Below are 20,533 nucleotides of genomic sequence, written 5' to 3'. Positions count from 1 at the left end.
CGGCCGTCGCCGCGCCGGTATAGGCCTCCTACAAACTGTCGTATTCGTCTCCCCGGCGGGCGCGCCGCGCCCGGGTGTTACCGTCACCGCGTGAGCAGGGCGGACCGGCGAGCGGTGTCGGCGGCAGCACTGGCCGTGCTGCTGGCCGCGGTCTCGGGCTGCGCCGGCGAGGGGCCGGAATCGGTGCCGACGTCCACCAGCACCACCATGGTCGCCGGGGCCGGGGTGCTGGGCAACGATCGTCGGCCCGACGAGTCCTGTGCGGCCGAGCCGGCCCGGGCCGACGCGGGGCCACCGATGCGGTCGGTGCACAACGCGGCCGGCGTGGAGCCGCCCAGCGTCGAGGTGCCCGAGAACGCGGAGCGCATCGTGGTGCTCTCCGGTGATCAGCTCGATGCCCTGTGCGCGCTCGGCCTGCAGTCGCGCATCGTCGGGGCGGCGCTGCCGGAGGGCTCGGAGAACCAGCCGGCGTATCTGGGCGCGGTGGTGCACGACCTGCCGGCGGTGGGCACCCGCAGCAATCCGGACACCGACGCCATCGCCGCATTGCACCCGGATCTGATCCTGGGAGCCCACGGCCTGACGCCGGGGTATGCGGAGCTGGCGGCGATTGCCCCGACGGTGTTCACCGGAGCACCGGGGATGGCATGGGAGGACAACGTGCGCGGCGTCGGCGCCGCGACCGCGCGCAGCGGCGCCGCCGACCAAGTGCTCGACAAGTTCAGCGAGAAGGCGACCGAGACCGGCGAGGCCAGTGACGCCACCCACTTCCAAGCCTCGGTGGTTGCACTCACCGACAACGGCGTGCGGGTGTACGGGGCGGCCAACTTCGCTGCCAGTGTGCTCAAGGCCGTCGGGGTGGACCGGCCGCCATCGCAACGGTTCACCGACCGGCCCTACATCGAAATCGCCGCAGCCGACGGCGATCTCGGCGGCCGCGCGGACTTCTCGGCGGCCGACGGCGACATCGTCTACGTGTCGTTTGCCTCACCGGCGGCCAAGGCGCGGGCGGCCGCCGTGTTCGACAGCGTCTCCTGGCGCCGGTTGGCGGCCAACCGTGACAGCCGGGTGTTCGTGGTCAACAACGAGGTGTGGCAGACCGGGCAGGGACCGGTCGCGGCCCGCGGCGTGGTCGACGACCTGCGCTGGCTGAACGCGCCGATCAACTAGCCCGGCCGCTGCGGCGATCACCTGCCGCAGCTCGACCGGCGCCGGCTGACGGGCCTCCTCGGCCTCGTCGCGCTGTACTTGCGCCCGTTGGCATTGCGCCGCAAGCCGACAGGTCTCAAGCACCGTCGCCTCGGTGCCCGGCCACCGGCTCCCACTCAAAATTCTCTTTTCGGTGTGAAGCGCGGAAAATTTACTGCAGTGCAGAAGTTTTCACTCGGCTGACCTTCCATTGGCGGCCGGTGATCGCGGCAATTATCGGCGTGGCGTCGGACGCCTCCGTTTTCGGCGACGGCAAACTCCGGCCGCAGTACGCTCATGCCGTGCCCGAAACGTCATACGCCAAGTGTGGCGATCTCAGCCTGGCCTATCAGGTATTCGGTGACGGGCCGATCGAGCTGGTCGTCGTCGGGCCTTTCGTCAGCCACATCGAGCTGGCCTGGACCCTCCCCCAATTCAAAGCGTTCGTTGACCAGCTCGCGACGTTCTGTCGCGTTGCCTGGTTCGACAAGGCCGGCGTCGGGCTGTCGGACCCGGTGCCAAAAGTTCGAACGTTGGAGGAACGCGCCGCCGAGATCGAGGCGGTCATGGATGCCGTCGGCTTCGGACAGGCCGTGGTGTGCGGTCTCAGTGACGGCGGGCCGGTCGCCATCATGTTCGCGGCAACATGGCCGGCGCGAACGCGGGCGCTGATCCTTTCCGGCACAGTGCCCTATTGGGGCTTCGAGGGCTGGGACGACCTAGACCGAGACCCGGCCGAGCTGCGGGCACGCTTCCTTGCCGAACTGGGCGAGGACTACACGCCGTCGATCGAGCAGCTGGCCCGCTTCCAGCAAGCCGGCCGCACGGTGCGCTCCGGGTGGGGCAACGGTGAGACAGCCAGCATCAGTGCCCCCTCGGTCGGGTCGGTACGCCAGCTCGCGATGTGCGAGCGCATGAGCGCGAGCCCGGGGATGGCGCGGGCATCGTTTGAAGCGGCGTTTCTGATCGACGTGCGGCCGATCCTGCCGACACTCACCGCGCCCACGCTGGTCATCCATGCCCGCGAGGACCACGCGGTTCCGGTGCAGGGCGGACGGTATCTCGCCGCCCATATCCCCGGCGCGCGGTACCTGGAGGTCGAAGGCATAGACCACGCACCCTTTTTGACCGAGCCCGACAAGATCCTGACTGAGATCGAGGAGTTCCTCACCGGTAGCCATGCGGCGCCGTCGCAGTCACATCGCGCCCTGCGCACAGTGTTGTTCACCGACATCGTCGCCTCGACGGAACGTGCCGCTGCCACCGGTGACGAACGGTGGCGAGCGGTGCTTCAGCGCTTCGGTGAGGTCACCGCCGAACTGACGAAGCGGTTCAGCGGCGCGGTGGTGAAGAGCACCGGCGACGGCCATCTCGCCACCTTCGACGGCCCGACACAGGCGATCCGCTGTGCCGAGGCATTACAGACCGACGCCGACACCCTGGGCATCGAGATCCGGGTAGGCATCCACACTGGTGAGTGCGAACTGATCGACAACGACATTGCCGGAATGGCGGTGCACATCGCGGCGCGGATCGTCGGCCAGGCCGGCGCCGGGGAGATTCTGGTCTCGCGCACGGTGCGCGACCTGGTCGTCGGCTCGGGCACGGGCTTCGAGGACCGCGGCAGCGTCGAGCTACGCGGCGTTCCCGGCACCTGGCAACTCCTGGCCGTCGATCGCAACGGCCCGCCGGCCGGATCCGCCGAGGCCGAACTGGCGTCGACGCCAACTCCGGGCCCTCAGACCTCGATGCGCCGCTCGGACCGTGCCGTCGCGGTGATGGCACGGCAGACACCGTGGCTGCTGCGCGGGGCCGCCCGCCTCGCTTTGACCACCCGCCGCAGAGGAACCGTGGCACGCTGAGCCGCGACGCCGGCTACGCCCCACCACGGTGCGGCAGTGACCTGCAGAGGGATGTGTCAAAGATTACGTGACGGCCCCATCATCACCCCCACGCTGGGCAAACAGCGCCTCGGCATCGCGCCTGCGCAGAGCAGCCGGCGGCCCGAGAGAACTTACTTCGCTAGGCTATATAAAAACGATGAAAACGCCGCCGAATCGAAGAGGGATATCACCGATGAGCACCGTTTCCGCGTACGCCGCAACGGCGCCGGACGCGCCGCTGAGCAAGACCACCATCACCCGCCGCGAGCCCGGCCCGCACGACGTCGCCTTTGATATCGCCTTCGCCGGAATCTGCCACTCCGACATCCACACCGTCAGGGCCGAATGGGGCCGCCCGCAGTACCCCCTGGTGCCCGGACATGAGATCGCCGGTGTGGTGACCGCGGTCGGCGCGCAAGTCACCAAATTCAAGGTCGGCGACCGTGTCGGGGTCGGCTGTTTTGTCGACTCCTGCCGCGAGTGCCCCAGCTGCCTGGCCGGCCAGGAGCAGTACTGCACCGGCGGCGGCATGGTCGGCACCTACGCCGGCGTCGACCGCGACGGCCAGCCCACCCAGGGCGGCTACAGCGGCGGGATCGTCGTCGACGAGAACTACGTGCTGCGCATCCCGGATGAGATCCCCCTGGATGCGGCTGCACCGCTGCTGTGCGCCGGCATCACCACGTACTCGCCGCTGCGGCACTGGAATGTGGGGCCGGGCAAGCGAATTGCCGTCGTCGGTCTCGGCGGCCTGGGCCACATGGCCGTCAAGCTCGGCACCGCCATGGGCGCCGAGGTCACCGTGCTGTCCCAGTCGCTGAAGAAGATGGAGGACGGCCTGCGATTGGGCGCCCAGCACTACTACGCCACCAGCGACCCCGAGACGTTCAAGAAGCTACGCAACGGCTTCGACGTCATCTTGAACACCGTCTCGGCGAGCCTGGACCTGGGCGCGTATCTGAACCTGCTCACGCTGGACGGCACCCTGGTCGAGTTGGGCATGCCCGAGCACGCGCTGGCGGTGCCACCGGGTCCGCTGGTGCGGATGCGACGCAGCGTGTCGGGGTCGTTGATCGGCGGGATCGCCGAGACGCAGGAGATGCTGGACTTCTGCGCGGCGCACGGTGTGCGCCCCGAGATCGAGGTCATCGAGCCGGACTACGTCAACACCGCCTACGAGCGGGTGCTGGCCTCCGACGTGCGCTACCGCTTCGTCATCGACACCGAGTGGCTACGGCAGTCCTGAGCGCCGGGCCGGGACTCAGACGTAGCGGCCGCGCCCGGCCAGTGCGCCCGCCAGGGTCTGCACCAGGTAGACCGCGAGCATCATGAGCCACGGCACCGTCCATCCGCCGCTCACATGGTGCAGCAGGCCGAACAAGAACGGGCCGGCGCCGGCGAGCAGATAGCCGAAGCCCTGCGCCATCCCCGACAACCGCACGGTGTCCTCGGCGTCGCGGGCACGCAGCGCAATCACGGTGAGCGCCAACGAGAATACGCTCATGCCCAGGCCGACCAGCACGCTCCACAGCAGTGGTGCGGCTGCGGGCGCTAGCAGCAGACCGAGTATTCCGGCGATGCCGAGCACACCCAGCCCGACGATCCAGCCGCTCTGGCTGGCGCGACGCGCGGCCAGCGGCGAGACGATCAGGCTGATCGGCACGGCGATCAGCGAGATCAACCCGAGCAGCAGGCCGGCGTGGGCGTCGCTCATGCCGTTGTCGATCAGCACCTCGGGCAGCCAGCCCATCACCACGTAGGCCAGAAACGACTGGGTGCCGAAGAACAGCGTGACGGTCCAGGCCAGCCTGCTGCGCAACAGCGACCGGCCCTTCGCCGCGGCGACGGGTGCTACGGTGCCGGCCCGATCGAACCCGCGGGACCCCACCACCCAGGCCGCCAGCGCCAGCAGGGCCAGCGCACTCCAGGCGCCCAGGGCCGAGCGCCAGCCTCCCAGCGCGTCATCGAGCAGCGGGGTGACCGCAGACCCCAATGCTCCTCCCCCTTGCAGCGCCGCGGTGTAGATCCCGGTCATCAGCCCCACCCGCGCCGGGAAGGACCCGCGGATGATCACCGGGATCAGCACGTTGATCAACGCGATTCCGGCGGTCGCCACCAAGGTGCCACCGAGCACCGTGAAGGGCCCGTCGCAGACCCGGATCAGCAGTCCGGCAACGAGAGTGAGCAGTGCTGCCGAGATGGTGCGGCCCAATCCGATCCGCCGCGACAACCACGGCGCGGCCAGCCCGGCTCCGGCAAAGCACAGTCCGGGCAGCGTGGTCAGCACGCCGGCCCAGGTGTCCGAGGTGCCCAAGGCGCCACGCATCTCGGGGAGCAGCGGCCCCACGCTGGTGATCGCCGGACGTAGGTTCAGCGCGGTCAGCACCACCGCGACGGTCAGCAGGGCGCCGCCGGCCGCCATCGTGGCCGGTCGGAGCTCGGTGACGCCGTCGAGCTCGAGCTCAAGGTCGTGCTCGTACTGGCCGAGCGTTTCGGTGCGGGCTGCGCGGGTCACCTAACGTAGGATCGCATACATCCCATGATTGGATGAAGGGAGGACGCTGTGCCGTTGGTCACCACCCGCCGCACCGGCTTGGTCGATCAGGTGATCGAACAGCTTCGCGCCTCGGTGACCGGCGGGGAATGGCCGGTCGATTCACGGATCCCCACCGAGCCAGAACTCGCCGACGCGCTCGGGGTCGGCCGCAATACCGTGCGGGAGGCGGTCCGGGCGCTGGCCCACAGCGGCATCCTGGAGGTCCGCCAGGGCGACGGCACGTATGTGCGCGCTACCAGCGAGGTCTCCGGTGCCGTGCGCAGGCTGTGCGGATCCGAGCTACGCGACGTGCTACAGGTGCGGCGTTGCCTGGAAGTCGAGGGCGCGCGCCTGGCCGCCGCTGCCCGCACCGACGACGATCTGGCCGAGTTGCGCGCACTGCTGGAGATCCGCGACGGCCACCAGCAGCAGGGCCGACACTCCGACTTCGTGCGGGCCGACACCGATTTCCATCTCGCGGTGGTCCGCTGTTCGCACAATCCGGTGTTGACCGAGCTGTACTGCGGACTGACCGAAGTGGTCATGGCCAGTGTGGCCACCACGAGCGCGAAACCGGTGCAGTCAGACCAGATCCGGCACCGGGGTTTGGTGGAGGCGATCGCCACTGGCGACGTCGAGGCGGCCGGGCGTGAGGCGGGCGGATTCCTCGACGAGCTGTTAGATCAGCTGCCGGCCCGCTAGGCCGCTCAGTCGCGCCGAAGTCCCAGCACCCGCAGCAGTTCCGGCCGGCGCAGGACGAGCCCGATCCACAGCAGCACGCCGACGTACACGCCGGATAACACGAAGCCGGCCAGCGGCTTGTCGGCTTGTAGGTTGGCGGTCACCGCCCCACCCAGGTAGGCGGTCAGGCCAAGGGCGCCCAGCACCGCGGTGCGCGGGATCAGAAAGACGATCAGGCACACCAGCAGCACCCAGCCGATCACCGCGGTCTTGTCCGGGGCGAAACCGAGCGCTTCGGTGCCTTCGCGGGCGAAGCGCATCCCGGCGATCTTCGGGATGCTGTCGAAGGCGAAGAACAACCCGAGCAGCGCGGTGATCGCGGCTCCGGCGTACCACGCTCGGGAACGGGTGCTGCGTTCGGTCTCTGTCGTCATCCTGCACTCCCTGTACTCGAAGGTGATTACCGCAACATTAAGCGTGTGCCGCGCCGGCCGGTTCGCGGGCACGCAACCGTAACGCGGTATAGCCGAACATGATCAGGGCAGTCGCCACCAGCAGCAGCAGCCCGACCGTGTAGTCGTTGTGCACGGGGTCGTAGGTCACGCCCATCACGATCGGCGGAAAGTAGCCGCCCAAACCTCCTACCGCGGAGACAATTCCGGTGACGGCACCAAGTGTCCCGACCGGGGCACGTCGCGTCACCCACCCGAACACTCCGCCCGTGCCGATACCGAGGGCAACGGCGAGCGTGATGAAGGTGATCGCCGACCATATGTCCGTCGGCGGCTTGAGGGCAGCGACCGCAGCCATCACCGCCGTTCCCGCCAACGACGCCAAGACGACGTACTTGGGTGCGATGCGGTCGGCCAGCGCACCACCGACGGGCCGGGCCAGCACCGCCGCGAGCGCAAACGCCGCCGTGCGTTCCCCGGCATCCACCTGCGAGAACCCGTAGATGGTCTTGATGTAGATGGGCAGGTAGTTGCTGAAGGCCACGAATCCCCCGAACACCACCCCATACAACAGTGACATCTCCCAGGTGACCCGCAGCCGGATCGCCGCCCTGAGCTTGGGCAGCACCGGCGCGGTATTCGGGGCGAAGTAGTCCCCGTTGCTCATCACCAGGAAGCAGATCACGACCGTGACTGCCAGCGCGGCGGCGATCATGTAGTGGGTGTGCAGCAACCCGAACCGTCGCACCATGCGGGGGGTGAAGAACGCCGACAGCGCCGTGCCGGCCATGCCCATGCCGAAGACGCCGGTGGAAAAACCGCGGCGGGCCGGCTCATACCAGTTGTTGGCGAACGGGATACCGATGGCGAACACCGTTCCGGGTATGCCGAGCAGCAGCGCGGAGGCCAGCACCAGGGGGTAGGAGCCGGCGGCCTCGGCGGCACCGACGGCCAGCACCGGGCCGATCGAGGCCAACGAGACCCCGATGAACATGGTGCGACCGCCGAACCGGTCGGTCAGCGGCCCGGCGACCATCCGGCCCAAGGAGCCGGCCAGGATGGGGGTGGCCACCAGCAGCGAGACTTCGGTGCTGCCCAGCGACATCCGCGCGGCATCGGTCATCGCCACCGGGCCGATGAGATTCCAGGCCCAGAAGTTGATCATCGACACCCAGGTGGCCAGGGCCAGTTGCAGCCCCGGGCGGGCGCCGGCAACGGGTCGCTCAACGCTCCTCACTGGGATATGCAAACACCGGGAAGCCCGCTCGGCCCGTCATTCGCCCAAAAAGCCGACAGGCGGGCCTGCGTTCACCCGCGCAGGGCGGTGCGGAATCTGTCTCGGTAGGCCTTCGGCGAGACGCCGAGGTGATCGACGAACACCCGCCGGAGGGTTTCGGTACTGCCGAAGCCCGCGAGGCGTGCCGTGTCGGTCACCGTGTGGCCGGCGTCCAGGGCGGCGCGGGCCGCGTCGACGCGAACCTTTTCGACGTAGTCGGCCGGAGTCATGCCCAGCTCGGATCGGAACAAGCGCGTCAGCTGCCGTGTGCTGAGACTGGCCCGTACGGCGAGAGCGCTGACCCGGTGATCCGCGCCGGGGTCGGCGGCAATGGCATCGGTCACCGCTCGCAGCGCGGACTGCGGCGGCGGATCGGCTTCGACCAGCGTGGAGAACTGCGACTGGCCGCCCGCGCGCTTGAGGTAGACCACCAACCACCGGGCCACGGCGCGGACAAGCTCTGCGCCATGGTCCATTTCGACCAACGCCAACGCCAGGTCGATGCCCGACGACACGCCCGCCGAGGTGAACACATCGCCGTCGCGCACGAAGATCGCGTCCGGCTCGACGGTGATCGCGGGAAAGGCGCGCGAGAACAACCGGACATCATGCCAGTGGGTGGTGGCACGCCGGCCGTTCAACAGACCGGCCTGCGCCAGAACGAACGACCCGGTGCAGATGGAGGCCAGCCGTCGGGTGCGCTGCGCGACCGACTTGACCGCCGCCACAAGCTCAGGATCGATCGCGCGGCGGGGCAGGCTGTCGGCACCGGCGACCATGATGGTATCGGCGCACTCGATCGAGGAGAGGGCATCGGTGACACCCAGCCGCGTCCCGATCGAGGTGGTCACGTCACGCCCGTCCACCGAGGCGATCTTGATCCGGTAGTCGGCTCCGAACCGGTTGGCTTCGGCGAAGACCTCACCGGCACCTGCGACGTCCAACATCGTCACATCGTCGAAGACGACGATCACCATCACCCGCGATCGGGAACCGGCTTCAGCCACGGACCCATTGTGTCGCAATCTGAGGTTTTGACGGCTCGATCGCCGCGCGTCGACCACCCGCGTCGGCGGCAGGCTGGTCTCTGTTCGACCAACCAAGGAGACCCACCGTGCCCGTTCAGCGGAGTGAGACCATCGCCGACATCGTCGTACCCGACACGCCACTCGCCCGCGAGGCGACCGAGTTCGTTCGCAGTGCCGAGGACGACGTGCTGTTCCATCACTCCCGGCGGGTGTACCTGTTCGGAGCGCTGCACGGTCGCCGACTCGGGCGCCAGCCAGACCTGGAACTGCTTTACGTGGCGGCGATGTTCCACGACTTCGGCCTCACCACGCGCTACCGGAGGTCCACTCAGCGCTTCGAGATCGACGGCGCCGATGCCGCCCGCGAGTTCCTGCTGGACCGCGGCGTCGGTCGATCCGAGGCCGATAAGGTGTGGCTCGGCATTGCCCTGCACACGACGCCGGAGATCACCGCACGACTCGACACCGAAACCTTGCTTCTTGCAGCAGGTGTCAAGACCGATGTGGTCGGCGTCGGCCGGGCAGACCTGGACGCGGCGGACATTGACGCGGTGGTCGCCGCCCATCCCCGCCCGGACTTCAAGAACCGCATTCTGGCGGCTTTCAACGACGGTATGAAGCATCGTCCGGACAGCACTTTCGGCACGATGAACGACGATGTGCTGGCACACTTCGACCCCTCCTTCAAGCGGGGAAACCTGGTGGACAGCATCCTCAACAGCCCATGGCCCGAATAGCGAAAGGAGCAGGCACATGGATATCCACGAAGCGCTGTATACCACCAGAATGATGCGGCGGTTGCGGCCTGAACCGATCCCGCTGGACGTCCAGGCCCGCATCCTGGATGCGGCCGTGCGCGCCCCCAACGGGGGTAACACCCAGCGCTGGCATTTTCTCGCCGTCGACGATCCGGCACTCAAGAGTGAACTGGCACAGTTGTTCCGGCAGGGCCGCGCCCTCGAGTACGAGAAATTCGCGGCCGGCACGGGACCGATGGTCGCGCCGGCCCCGGGCGCGGATCCGACCCGACACGACGAGACGATGCGCCGCATCAAGGGCTCCGGGGACTATCTGGCCGACCATTTCGAAGAAGTTCCCCTGCTGCTCTTCGTCTTCGCCATCGACGATCTCGGCGGGGCCAACATCTACCCGGCGATCTGGAGCGCGCTGCTGGCCGCCCGGGCCGAAGGCGTCGGTGGGGTCATGACGATGGTCCTCCGCAATTTCAACGACCGCGTCAACGAACTGCTGGGCGTGCCGGTGGAGGAAGGCTGGACAATGTCAGCCATGCTCGCACTCGGATATCCCCGGGGAAGGTGGGGCGTAGCAGCCAATCGGCGCCCGGTGCAAGAGGTTTCATCACGAAACCACTGGGGCACACCGTTCGGCGTCGACGTCCCTCAGCCGCTGTGGCCGCACGACTACCTGGCGCCCGACCTGGCCACGGTAGGTTGAGTACTCGTGCAGGCAATTGTTGCCACGGACCGCGCTGCGGGTGTCGCGGGGCTTTCGCTGGCCGATGTCGCCTACCCGCATGCCGCGGAGAACGACGTCATCGTCCGGGTCCACGCCGCCGGTTTCACGCCGGGTGAGCTCGACTGGCCGGCCACCTGGACGGACCGCGCGGGGCGTGACCGCTCACCCAGCGTCCCTGGGCACGAGGTCTCCGGTGTCGTGGCCGAGTTGGGCTACGGCACAACCGGGTTGACGCTGGGGCAGCGCGTCTTCGGAATGACCGATTGGGCCCGCAATGGCTCGCTGGCCGAATACGTCGCCGTGGAGGCCCGCAACCTCGCCCCGCTGTCGGCCGACGTAGACCACACGGTGGCCGCCGCTTTGCCGATATCTGGACTGACCGCCTGGCAGGGGCTTTTCGCGCATGCGCGTCTGGTGGCCGGTCAGACAGTGGTGATTCATGGCGCCGCCGGTGCTGTTGGCTGCCTCGCCGTACAACTGGCCCACGAGGCCGGCGCGCGCGTCATCGGAAGCGGTCGAACCGAACACCGGGACACGATCTTGGGCCTCGGCGCCGCTGAGTTCCTGGATCTGCAACAGGATCGGCTGGAGGATGTCGGCCAGGTGGACGTGGTGTTTGACGTGATCGGCGGTGAGCTGCTCGATCGTTCAGCGCCACTGGTGCGTCCCGGTGGGGCGCTGGTTTCCATCGCCGAACCGCCGCGCGTTCGACCCGCCGACGCACAGACCATCTTTTTCGTTGTCGAGCCCGACAGGTCGGGTCTGGCTGTCCTGGAGCGCAGACTCCGCGAGGGCCGGCTGCGCCCGATCCTGGGAGCGACATGCTTACTGGCCGAAGTGCCGACGGCATTCGACCCCGCAAGGCGCAGCCACGGAAAGACCGTCGTCGTCGTCGCCGACTAGGCGCCACCGCCGGCTCTCCGGTGCGCACCGCCACTGCGGTGTCATGGCTGGCTGACCAGCAACCAGCAGATGCTCCAGGCGGCCGTCGAGGTCCGCGAGCGAGCCGCGGCCTGGTGACCGATGTCTTCAGTGGCCGGACTGGATGTGCCCGGCCACCAGACGGGAGAACCTCAGAACTCCCAGTCCTCATCCTCGGTGATGACGGCCTTGCCGATCACATACGACGACCCCGACCCGGAGAAGAAGTCGTGGTTCTCGTCGCCGTTGGGGCTCAGCGCCGACAGGATCGCCGGGTTGACATCGGTCTCATCCCGCGGGAACAGCGCCTCATAGCCGAGGTTCATCAGCGCCTTGTTGGCGTTGTAGCGCAAGAACTTTTTGACGTCCTCGGTCAGCCCGACCCCGTCGTAGAGATCCTGGGTGTACTCGACCTCGTTGTCGTAGAGCTCGAAGAGCAGCTCGTAGGTGTAGTCCTTGAGCTCCTGGCGCTTGGCCTCGTCCTGCATGGCCAGCCCGCGCTGGAACTTGTAGCCGATGTAGTAGCCGTGCACCGCCTCGTCACGGATGATCAGCCGGATCACGTCGGCAGTGTTGGTGAGCTTGCCCCGGCTCGACCAGTACATCGGCAGGTAGAAGCCGGAGTAGAACAGGAAGCTCTCCAACAGCGTGGAGGCCACCTTGCGCTTGAGCGGCTCGTCCCCGCGGTAGTACTGCATGACGATGGCCGCCTTGCGCTGCAGGTTGGCGTTCTCCTCCGACCAGCGGAACGCCTCGTCGATCTCGTTGGTCGAGCACAGCGTGGAGAAGATCTGGCTGTAGCTCTTGGCGTGCACCGACTCCATGAACGCGATGTTGGTGTAGACGGCTTCCTCGTGCGGGGTCAGCGCGTCGGGAATCAGGCTGACCGCGCCGACGGTGCCCTGAATGGTGTCCAGCAGCGTCAGGCCGGTGAAGACCCGCATGGTGAGCTGGCGTTCCTCATCGGTCAGCGTCCCCCAGGACGGCAGGTCGTTGGAGACCGGCACCTTCTCGGGCAGCCAGAAGTTTCCGGTCAGCCGGTCCCAGACCTCGAGGTCCTTGTCGTCGTGCACCCGGTTCCAGTTGATCGCTGAGACCCGGTCGATCAGCTTCAGTTTCTCGCTCACCAGAACCCCATTTCACCCGCGGAAAGCTAGGCCTTCGACACTACCCCTGGGGGCCGACAACCCGTGGCAACACAAGAAGTTGTGTCTGCCGTGTCGCGTCAGCCCACTCCGGAGAACTGGTACTCGGCCGGGCGCAGCTTACGGGTGGAGCGCCAGTACTGCCACGTCATGCCGCTCCACAGCGTCCGGTTGACGCCGTGCTCATCGAGGTACCAGCTGCGGCAGCCGCCGGTATTCCACACCGACCCGCCCAGCTGCCGCTGCAGTTCGGCGTTGAAGCGGTCCTGGGCGGCGCGGGTGGGCGCCAGCGCCTGCGCCCCGGCGGCGTCCGCCGCGGTGATCGCTTCGGCGACGTAGTGGATCTGCGACTCGATCATGAACACCACCGAGGTGTGCCCCAAGCCGGTGTTGGGGCCCAGCAGGAAGAACAGGTTGGGCATGCCGGCGACCGCGATGCCCCGATGCGCCACTACCCCCTCGCGGTTCCAGCGGTCTACCAGGTCCTCCCCGCCCGGGCCCTTGATGTCGACGTAGGTGTAGGAGTCGGTGACATGGAAGCCGGTGGCATAGACGATGACGTCGCACGGGTGCTCGACACCGTCGGCGGTGACGATCCCGCTGGCGGTGATCTTGTCGATGCGCTCGGTGATCAGCTGCGCCTTCGGGTTGGCGACCGCCTGATAGTAGTTGGGCGCGTAGAGGATTCGTTTGCAGCCGGCCCGGTAGCGCGGGGTGAGTTTGCGGCGCAGCTCCTTGTCGCGGACATTGCGGCGGATGTTCCACCGGCCGACCAGCTCGACTGCCCGCAGCAGGCTCGGCCTCCTGGTCATGGCGAAGCCGAGACCTTCCAGCGCCCAGTAGATCGTCGTGCGCACGCCGCGACGCAGGCCCGGAACGGTCGAGAAGGCGGTCAGCAGTGCCTTCGGGAACGGGCTGTTCGGCCGCGGCACCACCCACGGCGGAGTGCGTTGATACAGCTGCACCTGGGCCACCTTCGCGTCATCGCGAACCAGCTCGGGCACGATCTGGATCGCGCTGGCGCCGGTGCCGATCACCGCGACTCGCTTGCCGGTCAGGTCGACGTTGTGATCCCACTGCGCGGAATGGAAAGCCGCCCCGGCAAATTCGTCCATGCCCTCGATGTCGGGCACGCGCGGGATGTGCAACGCCCCGGCACCGGAGATCAAGAACTGGGCGATGTACTCCTGCCCGGTCGTGGTGAACACATGCCAGCGGAACTCGGTGTCGTCCCAGTGCGCGCGGTCGACGCGCGACCCGAACCGGATGCGGCGGCGCAACCCGTATTTGTCGGTGACCCCCTTGAGGTAGTCCAGGATCTCCGGCTGCGGTGAGAACAGTTTGCTCCAGGTGGCCTTCGGCTCGAAGGAGAAGGAGTACAGGTGCGACGGGACGTCGCAGGCGCAGCCGGGGTAGGTGTTGTCGCGCCAGGTTCCGCCGATGTCGTCGGCCTTCTCCAGGATCAGGAAGTCGACGCCGCGGCGTTGCAGTTCGATGCCCATACCGAGCCCGGAGAACCCGGTTCCGATGATGAGCGCCCGGGTCTGTACGGGTGCGCGCTGGCCGGCTTCTTCGGCGGTCTCGTCGGTAAGCGTCATGAGGCGTCCTTCCCTTGCGGGTACTGATGTTCAGTGTGTTTGCCGGACCTGAGTCCGTCAACGTCGTGCCGCCCACCCCGCAGGGCCGTGCGGGGCGGCGGCACGACGGCGACGGCGACTCAGCCCAGCAGGGCGGCCATTACCTGCTGATTCAGGTCGACCAGTGAATCCGTCAGCGGCGAGTACCCACTGAGATCGAAACTGTTGCCGGCGTGCAGGATTCCGGTCGCCATGTCGTCGCGCGCATTGAGCAGACCCGCCATGATTCCGGTCGCCGGGTCGGTGAACGCGTCGTCGAACAGTGTTCCCAGCCCCTGCAGACCGCTGCTCAGCTCGGCCCAGGCCTGCGTCCAGTCGCCGGAGCTGAGATCGCCCTGAACCGCTTGAGCGGTCTCGTCGATGACCGCCTTCATGCTCAACGAGGCCAGCAGGATCGGCAATTCCACGTCTTTGATCGCCAGTGGCAGATTGCCGATGAACGCCGCCAGGCTTCCGGCCGGATTGGTCAGGAACTCCGATGCGACGGCGTCGAGGTTGGGCATCAGGGACGGGTCGGTCATCCGGTCCAGCACCGTCGGTACGTCGGTCTGGCCCCCGAAGATCTGCTCGAACGCCTCTGGGCCCATCGCGGCCTTGAACTGGTTGTACACCAGGTTCCAGCCCAGCCAGTCGATGTTGTGGTCCTGGTCTTGGGTGTAGCCGTAGTCGAAGAGGCGCTCCTGCAGCAGGGCGGCCCGTTCCTCGGCCGTGACCAGCGGGGTGTCCGAGGGCAGATAGTCCTTGACGTCGGCGATGTTGACGACCTGGGTCTGCACGTCCGGGTTGGTCACATCTCCGGTCACGTTCTGCCAGCGCAACCCGACGATGCCGTCGGTCAGCGAGGAATTGTCGACCCAGTTCGCCACGCCGGGGTCCTTGCTGCTGACCACGTAATAGGTGTAGCCGTCGGAATCCTGGAAGATCTGGGTGTTGTTGAGGCCGCCCTGCGCGGTCACATAGGGAACGTTCTGGCCCCAGTCGTTGTAGAGCTGCAGGCCGAAGTACCCGGCCTCCAGGTTGGGCGCCTTGATGATCAGCGCCTGATCCGGGCCGAGCTCGAAGTGCCCCATGCTGCTGATCTGGCCCGGCGTCGATATCCCCTCTACCGCGCCGCTGGTCGCCGAGATGTCGGTCATGGTGTTGTCCGGCAACGAGTCCGGAATCTCCATCTGCGAGTAGTACGTACCCGAGGCGTTCACCAAGGGCATGATCGCGGCAAGCTGGCCGAGCATCGTGATCATCTGGTCATGCGACAACTCCGGAAGACTCGATGCTGCCGTGGCACCGTCTTGATGAATGGTGATGTAGTCGTGCGGCAGACCGCCGTCGCCCATGATGTTGCGAATCATCACCGTTCCCACCCCGGAGATGTCGACCCAGTTCCCGTCGTGGGGTGTGGCACTGAGGATGATCGTGTAGGTGCCGTCGGCGTTGGGGGTGGCGTCGGCCAAGTCCAGGCTCGACACCGGGGTGAAGTCGACCGTCACGCCGTTGCCGGCGTTGGCGGTGAAGGACAGATCCTGGGTGCCCGCACCGGGGTTGACCGTGACCGTGTAGGTCGCGGTGGGGTCGACCGCGATGGGCCCGTACTGGTCGTCGGGGTTCGGCAGGATCAGCGGCGATTGCGGCTCGGCGACGTTCGCCGACCACGGGAACGGGACCCAGGTGATGCTGTCACTGCTGGTGTTCAGCTTGTTCAGCCCGAGCAGCAGCGTGGTGATCGCCAGGTTCTGGGTGTAGCCCTGCAGCGACGACAAATCGGACGGAACGATGAACGGGTAGTCGCTGTTGGTGTCGATGATCTTTTGCTGCGCGTCGAGCAGTTGGTCGATCACCGATTGCATGGCTCCGGCCGGCGCCACTTCGGCGACCGCGTGCGGGGTGGCCAACGCCATCGCCAGTGCCCCGGCCGCCAGCCCTGGTGCCGTGGCGGCCACGACGCGCAGCCGCTGCCGTACCCGGCGCCGCTGAACGGCCTTGCGGTTGGCGCGCTCGACGGCTGCGCGTTGTGTGGATCCGATGCGCGACATGTGGTCCTCCAGTGTGTGGTCAAGGTGCGCTGTGACGGCTGTCACCTGATAGCGACCTGATTGTTCGGGGGTCCCGGGTGGAGAGGAAAGAGCATTTATCACCTAATGCGCCCGATTGCCGGTGCATATTGCACCACCGACCTATGCTCTGGCCATGGACTGGGCACGGCCCTCGGAGCCGGTACGCGAACTGATCCGGCACGGCGCTCAGCTGATGGTCAGCGCTCCCCCGGAATCACTCGACGAACTACACGAGGCCACCCTGTCGGGCGTGTACACCCAGGCAATCGCCTCGGACCCGGTCCTCGCCGAAGGCATCCGCCGCAGTAACCGCTCCAACCTGCTGCACTGGGCGGCCGCCAACGTCAGTCACCCCGGAGAACCGGTACCGGCCAACCTCGCGACGGAGTCATTGCTCATCGTCCGAGACGGTTTCCGCCGCGGCCTCGATGAGTCGGCCGTGCTGGACGCCTACCGAGTGGGAACGAATGTGGTGTGGCGATCGTGGATGCAGACCGCGTTCGAATTGACCCGCGACCCCGACGTGCTGCGCGAACTCCTCGACGTGACGGCCCGCTCGCTGACGTCTTTCATCGATGCGACGATCGCCGGGATCTGCGCGCAGATGCAGATCGAACGCGAGGCGCTGACACGGGGGACGCACGCCGAACGGCGAGAGACCGTTGCGCTGATCCTCGACGGCGCGGCCATCACCAGACAGCGTGCCGAAAGCCGGCTCGGTTACCGACTGCAACAAAGCCACACCGCCGCGGTGATCTGGGCCGATGAGTCCATGGCCAACCTGGCCGATCTCGACGCCGCCGCCGAAGCACTGGGACGCACCGATGATGGCCGGCGCGCCTTGTCGGTGCTCGCCAGCGCGGCGACCCGCTGGGTATGGGTGCCCGGCCCGGCAGGCCCCGACCTCGCCGCCGTCGCAACGGCTCTGGACGACCTGCCGGGGGTGCACATCGCGGTCGGTGCGACGGCGTCAGGCATCGACGGGTTCCGGCGCAGCCATCTCGACGCCGTCACGGCTCAGCGCATGATGGTACGACTGGGCTCAAGCCAGCGCGTCGCGCGATTCACCGACATCGAACTGGTGGCGCTGATCAGTGCCGACCCGGAGTTGGCGGACCGGTTCATCACGCATACCCTCGGAGATTTGGCATCGGCGGACATCGAACTCCGGGAGACAGTCCTGGCATTCGTGCAGCAGCAGTGCAACGCATCGCGCACCGCAGAGCGCATGTTCACCCACCGAAACACGCTGCTGCGCAGGTTAACTCGCGCCAATGAACTGTTGCCGAGGCCCTTGGAGGACAACAGCGTGCACGTCGCGGTGGCCTTGGAGGCACTGCATTGGCGTGGCGCCCGCCAGCTGTGAGGTGCCCAGCGCAGCGAAAATCAGCCGACCGGCTGGCGCTGCACGGCCTCGTGGATCGGCCGGTCCGGGTTGATGGTGATGCCCAGTAGTTCGGCGGTGCCGTTGACCACGCCCATGATGATCGTGGTGAAGTAGCTGGCGAACGCCTCGTGGGTGATCCGCCGCGGGCTGTCCGGGTCCGAGCCCAGCCACCAGTCGGTCGCCGAGGCCGCCGCGCCGAAGGCCGCGAACGCGGCCAGCTCGATCGCGGAGCGGTCCAGCTCCATCTCGCGCAGCTCGTTGTTGAACATCTCCGCCATTGCCAGGGTGATCTCGCGGCCCTCGTTGAGCGTGCGCATCGTCGACTCCGACCGCTCCGGGAAGCGCCCCTGGATGAAGAACCGCAGCACGTTGGGATGTTCGTCGACCAAGGCGACGTATTCCTCCACACTGCGCTGGATCACGGTTCGGACCGGGTCGGTCGCCAGGTCGATCGACGGGAAGATCGCCGCCCACAGCTTGTCGCGCAGCCGCTCCCCGATGGCCTGGAACAGGTCGGATTTATCGGCGAAGTGCCGGTAGATCTTGGGCTTGGCGGTACCGGCTTCCTCGGCGATCTGGCGCACACTCAGGTCGGGGCCGAGCCGGTCGATCGCCCGAAAGGCGGCCTCGACGATCTCGCCGCGGACCTTCTTGCGGTGTTCGCGCCAACGCTCACTGCGCGCATCGACCTTCTGCCCGCCGTTGTCGGCCGGCTTGGGCCTACTGGTTCCGCGCACGTCAAGCACCTTACCGCGTTGCCGGGGCTGACCTGGGGAGACCGCGCGGTGACCTGGTCCGTTAGCATCGGTAGACAGTTCCCGTGGCGCACAAACGCGCATATTTGAGACGAGATGTAGTGACCCAACGATTCGACCTGGCCATCGTCGGCGGCGGCCCGGCGGGATCGGCAGCGGCCTGGCAGGCCCGTCAGGCCGGCGCGAACGTCGTCGTCCTGGACAAGGCCGACTTCCCGCGCGACAAGCCCTGCGGCGACGGGCTGACCGCCCGCGCCGTCAGCTATCTGCAGAAGATGGGGCTGGCCGAAGAGGTCGACAAATTCCACCAGGTCAACCGGGTGAAGGTGTTCAGCCCCAGTGAGTGGGAGCTGTCGTTTCCGCGCCGCCCGGGGATGCCCGATCATGGCTACGTAGCCCGCCGGCCCGAGCTGGACACCCTGCTGCTCAAGCACGCCGAATCGGCCGGGGCGCAGGTCCGCCAGTCCGCCGAGGCCGCCGCACCGCTACTCGACGACGCCGGCCGGGTCACCGGGGTTGTGCTCAAAAGCGGCGAGAAGGTGCGGGCCGACGCGGTGATCGCCGCCGACGGCGCCTACTCGCCGATCAAGCGGGCGCTCAAGCTCGACTCGGCCTACAACGGCTATTCGGCGATCGCGATCCGCGCCGAGATGCCCGCGGCGCGTCCCGATGTCGATTCCCTCGACATCTATCTGAAGCTGGCGTTTCACGGCGACCAGCTCCCCGGCTACGGCTGGGTGTTCCCGTTGGGCGGCGGACGGGTCAACGTCGGTCTGGGCTACGTCAACAGCTACAAGAACTGGCAGGCGATCAACGCCACGCAGTTCCTCGGCGAGTTCCTGGAGACGCTGCCGGCCGAGTGGGAGTTGCCGTCGATCACCGAGCTGAAGGAATCCAAGACGGTGCGGGCCTGGCGGTTGCCGATGGGCTTCACCGCGTGGCCGCCGTGGCGCCCGGGTGTGCTGTTCGCCGGCGATTCCCTGGGTGCGGGCAAGCCCGCCTCCGGGGCGGGCATCTCCAAGGCGCTGGAATCGGGGTTGGCCGCCGGTGAGTGCGCCGTCGCGGCGTTGACCAACGGTGGCCCCGACGACTTCAGCAACTACGCGCAGCGGATGGAGGCCGCCTGGGGCCGGGAGTATCGGCGCGGCCGGGTGTTTCACAAGCTCGCGGGCATTCCAGCGATCGCCAACACCGGGATCAAGCTCATCGACAACGGCTGGGTCCGCGACAAGATGCTGCGGCGGATGTACGCCGGGCAGCAGGGGCCGGCGCACCGGTACTGAGTGGCCAACGGATCGCCCGCGCCTAAGCGCGAGTGTGCCGTTTCGTACGCGACTCGCCGACGATGGCGCCTAAAACGCACAGTCGACGCCTAGTTGACTCAGCGCCGACCGCGCCGGCCCGGGCCCGGCTTCCTTGCGACCTTGCCCGCCGCGGCCCGGGCAGCCTGTTTTGCCAAAGTCTTCTCCCGCGCAGTGCGTTTCGGCACCGGCTGCGCCTGCCCCCGCGAGGATCCCGGTCTGCGGCCACGCACGATGCCGATGAACTCCTCGATCAGGACCGACTGCGACCCGTGCCGGAAGGCGAGTGCCACCGGGCAGGCGGGCGCGTCGGTGATCGGCCGGTAGGTCAGGTCTTTGCGGTGATACAGCCGGGCCAGCGACTGCGGAACGATGAGCACCCCCATCCCCGCGGCGACGAGTTCTATTGCGTCCTTGGTGGTCTCGGGCCGGTAATCGACCGGGGCGCCGGGGGCACCGGCCCAGGCGAGTACGTCGTCGAGTGGGAGCAGTATCGGCTCGCCGTCGAGGTCCGCGGCGGTGATCTCGTCGGCGGCGGCCACCATGTGGTCGGTCGGGACCACGGCGACCGTCGTCTCGTCGTAGAGGGGAATGACGGCCAGCCCGGAGGCGTCGGCCGGCGGCCGCAGCAACGCCACGTCGACGGTGCCGTCGCGAACCGCGGCGGCCGCCTCCGCGGCGGCGACGGACTGTAGCTGCAGTGCGACCTCGGGGTGGCGCTCCGCCCAGATCCGGGCCCACTTCGCGGGCGTCCCGCCGGGGACGTACCCGAGGGTCAGGGAGAGCCGGGTCACCGCATCAGGCTACCGATACGCT

18 protein-coding genes are annotated in these 20,533 nt (G+C 67.6%); 9 read left to right on the top strand and 9 right to left on the bottom strand.

Annotation, left to right across the window (positions count from 1 at the left end):
• The first annotated feature begins 90 nt into the window (after positions 1-90).
• From AC5Y4Q_RS05200 to AC5Y4Q_RS05190, 3 genes are all read left to right on the top strand, one after another.
• On the top strand, positions 91-1,170 hold the full coding sequence (locus tag AC5Y4Q_RS05200) for an iron-siderophore ABC transporter substrate-binding protein (RefSeq protein ID WP_065019458.1): 1,080 nt from the start codon (positions 91-93) through the stop codon (positions 1,168-1,170).
• 320 nt (positions 1,171-1,490) lie between these two features.
• A complete protein-coding gene (locus AC5Y4Q_RS05195) occupies positions 1,491-3,050 on the top strand; it encodes an adenylate/guanylate cyclase domain-containing protein (RefSeq protein ID WP_064923934.1) in 1,560 nt (519 codons plus the stop codon).
• A 214-nt stretch (positions 3,051-3,264) separates the two neighbouring features.
• On the top strand, positions 3,265-4,317 hold the full coding sequence (locus tag AC5Y4Q_RS05190; RefSeq protein ID WP_064923908.1) for an NAD(P)-dependent alcohol dehydrogenase: 1,053 nt from the start codon (positions 3,265-3,267) through the stop codon (positions 4,315-4,317).
• A 15-nt stretch (positions 4,318-4,332) separates the two neighbouring features.
• On the opposite strand, the gene AC5Y4Q_RS05185 is transcribed toward AC5Y4Q_RS05190, so the two are convergent.
• The gene (locus tag AC5Y4Q_RS05185) at positions 4,333-5,493 is read right to left on the bottom strand and encodes a CynX/NimT family MFS transporter (RefSeq protein ID WP_064923935.1); all 1,161 of its coding nucleotides are present in this window, start codon (positions 5,491-5,493) and stop codon (positions 4,333-4,335) included.
• Between the two features lie 141 nt (positions 5,494-5,634).
• Between AC5Y4Q_RS05185 and AC5Y4Q_RS05180 the strand changes: the two genes are divergently transcribed.
• Positions 5,635-6,309, top strand: a complete 675-nt coding sequence (locus AC5Y4Q_RS05180; protein WP_064923909.1) for a FadR/GntR family transcriptional regulator — start codon at positions 5,635-5,637, stop codon at positions 6,307-6,309.
• A gap of 5 nt (positions 6,310-6,314) precedes the next feature.
• On the opposite strand, the gene AC5Y4Q_RS05175 is transcribed toward AC5Y4Q_RS05180, so the two are convergent.
• From AC5Y4Q_RS05175 to AC5Y4Q_RS05165, 3 genes are all read right to left on the bottom strand, one after another.
• Complete coding sequence (locus AC5Y4Q_RS05175) at positions 6,315-6,722, bottom strand: DoxX family protein (RefSeq protein ID WP_064923910.1); 408 nt, start codon at positions 6,720-6,722, stop codon at positions 6,315-6,317.
• A 37-nt stretch (positions 6,723-6,759) separates the two neighbouring features.
• Positions 6,760-7,905: an MFS transporter gene (locus AC5Y4Q_RS05170; RefSeq protein WP_165604385.1), complete on the bottom strand. Its 1,146-nt coding sequence runs from the start codon at positions 7,903-7,905 to the stop codon at positions 6,760-6,762.
• Between the two features lie 143 nt (positions 7,906-8,048).
• The gene (locus AC5Y4Q_RS05165) at positions 8,049-8,993 is read right to left on the bottom strand and encodes a GlxA family transcriptional regulator (RefSeq protein WP_125225592.1); all 945 of its coding nucleotides are present in this window, start codon (positions 8,991-8,993) and stop codon (positions 8,049-8,051) included.
• A 137-nt stretch (positions 8,994-9,130) separates the two neighbouring features.
• Between AC5Y4Q_RS05165 and AC5Y4Q_RS05160 the strand changes: the two genes are divergently transcribed.
• The 3 genes from AC5Y4Q_RS05160 to AC5Y4Q_RS05150 are packed head-to-tail and all read left to right on the top strand — an operon-like array spanning position 9,131 to position 11,423.
• Complete coding sequence (locus AC5Y4Q_RS05160; RefSeq protein WP_064923912.1) at positions 9,131-9,781, top strand: HD domain-containing protein; 651 nt, start codon at positions 9,131-9,133, stop codon at positions 9,779-9,781.
• A 16-nt stretch (positions 9,782-9,797) separates the two neighbouring features.
• Complete coding sequence (locus AC5Y4Q_RS05155; RefSeq protein ID WP_064923913.1) at positions 9,798-10,499, top strand: nitroreductase family protein; 702 nt, start codon at positions 9,798-9,800, stop codon at positions 10,497-10,499.
• A 6-nt stretch (positions 10,500-10,505) separates the two neighbouring features.
• On the top strand, positions 10,506-11,423 hold the full coding sequence (locus AC5Y4Q_RS05150; RefSeq protein ID WP_064923914.1) for an NADP-dependent oxidoreductase: 918 nt from the start codon (positions 10,506-10,508) through the stop codon (positions 11,421-11,423).
• Between the two features lie 170 nt (positions 11,424-11,593).
• On the opposite strand, the gene nrdF is transcribed toward AC5Y4Q_RS05150, so the two are convergent.
• The 3 genes from nrdF to AC5Y4Q_RS05135 all read right to left on the bottom strand — a co-directional run bounded on the left by nrdF (position 11,594) and on the right by AC5Y4Q_RS05135 (position 16,253).
• A complete protein-coding gene (gene nrdF / locus AC5Y4Q_RS05145; RefSeq protein ID WP_185746683.1) occupies positions 11,594-12,568 on the bottom strand; it encodes a class 1b ribonucleoside-diphosphate reductase subunit beta in 975 nt (324 codons plus the stop codon).
• A 98-nt stretch (positions 12,569-12,666) separates the two neighbouring features.
• Entirely contained in the window at positions 12,667-14,184 is a 1,518-nt protein-coding gene (locus AC5Y4Q_RS05140) for a flavin-containing monooxygenase (protein ID WP_064923915.1), read from the bottom strand.
• Positions 14,185-14,303: 119 nt separating this feature from the next.
• Positions 14,304-16,253 (bottom strand): hypothetical protein, encoded by a 1,950-nt coding sequence (locus tag AC5Y4Q_RS05135; RefSeq protein ID WP_064923916.1) that lies wholly within the window; start codon positions 16,251-16,253, stop codon positions 14,304-14,306.
• 154 nt (positions 16,254-16,407) lie between these two features.
• Between AC5Y4Q_RS05135 and AC5Y4Q_RS05130 the strand changes: the two genes are divergently transcribed.
• Complete coding sequence (locus tag AC5Y4Q_RS05130; protein ID WP_064923917.1) at positions 16,408-17,640, top strand: PucR family transcriptional regulator; 1,233 nt, start codon at positions 16,408-16,410, stop codon at positions 17,638-17,640.
• Positions 17,641-17,660: 20 nt separating this feature from the next.
• On the opposite strand, the gene AC5Y4Q_RS05125 is transcribed toward AC5Y4Q_RS05130, so the two are convergent.
• Positions 17,661-18,398, bottom strand: a complete 738-nt coding sequence (locus AC5Y4Q_RS05125) for a TetR/AcrR family transcriptional regulator (protein WP_064923918.1) — start codon at positions 18,396-18,398, stop codon at positions 17,661-17,663.
• Positions 18,399-18,517: 119 nt separating this feature from the next.
• Between AC5Y4Q_RS05125 and AC5Y4Q_RS05120 the strand changes: the two genes are divergently transcribed.
• Positions 18,518-19,699, top strand: a complete 1,182-nt coding sequence (locus tag AC5Y4Q_RS05120) for an NAD(P)/FAD-dependent oxidoreductase (RefSeq protein WP_064923919.1) — start codon at positions 18,518-18,520, stop codon at positions 19,697-19,699.
• Positions 19,700-19,797: 98 nt separating this feature from the next.
• Here the strand turns inward: AC5Y4Q_RS05120 and AC5Y4Q_RS05115 are convergent, their stop codons facing one another.
• Positions 19,798-20,511, bottom strand: a complete 714-nt coding sequence (locus tag AC5Y4Q_RS05115; RefSeq protein WP_065019457.1) for a LysR family substrate-binding domain-containing protein — start codon at positions 20,509-20,511, stop codon at positions 19,798-19,800.
• Positions 20,512-20,533 lie beyond the last annotated feature (22 nt).

Source organism: Mycobacterium sp. NGS16, from assembly GCF_059813225.1.
This window is presented reverse-complemented; position numbering and strand designations above follow the sequence as displayed.

Coding starts and splice junctions, on each gene's coding strand:
- AC5Y4Q_RS05135 (WP_064923916.1), bottom strand. CDS start 16,253: ATGTCGCGCATCGGATCCACACAACGCGCAGCCGTCGAGCGCGCCAAC.
- AC5Y4Q_RS05130 (WP_064923917.1), top strand. CDS start 16,408: ATGGACTGGGCACGGCCCTCGGAGCCGGTACGCGAACTGATCCGGCAC.
- AC5Y4Q_RS05140 (WP_064923915.1), bottom strand. CDS start 14,184: ATGACGCTTACCGACGAGACCGCCGAAGAAGCCGGCCAGCGCGCACCC.
- AC5Y4Q_RS05190 (WP_064923908.1), top strand. CDS start 3,265: ATGAGCACCGTTTCCGCGTACGCCGCAACGGCGCCGGACGCGCCGCTG.
- AC5Y4Q_RS05170 (WP_165604385.1), bottom strand. CDS start 7,905: ATGATCAACTTCTGGGCCTGGAATCTCATCGGCCCGGTGGCGATGACC.
- AC5Y4Q_RS05185 (WP_064923935.1), bottom strand. CDS start 5,493: ATGGCGGCCGGCGGCGCCCTGCTGACCGTCGCGGTGGTGCTGACCGCG.
- AC5Y4Q_RS05165 (WP_125225592.1), bottom strand. CDS start 8,993: ATGGTGATCGTCGTCTTCGACGATGTGACGATGTTGGACGTCGCAGGT.
- AC5Y4Q_RS05155 (WP_064923913.1), top strand. CDS start 9,798: ATGGATATCCACGAAGCGCTGTATACCACCAGAATGATGCGGCGGTTG.
- AC5Y4Q_RS05175 (WP_064923910.1), bottom strand. CDS start 6,722: ATGACGACAGAGACCGAACGCAGCACCCGTTCCCGAGCGTGGTACGCC.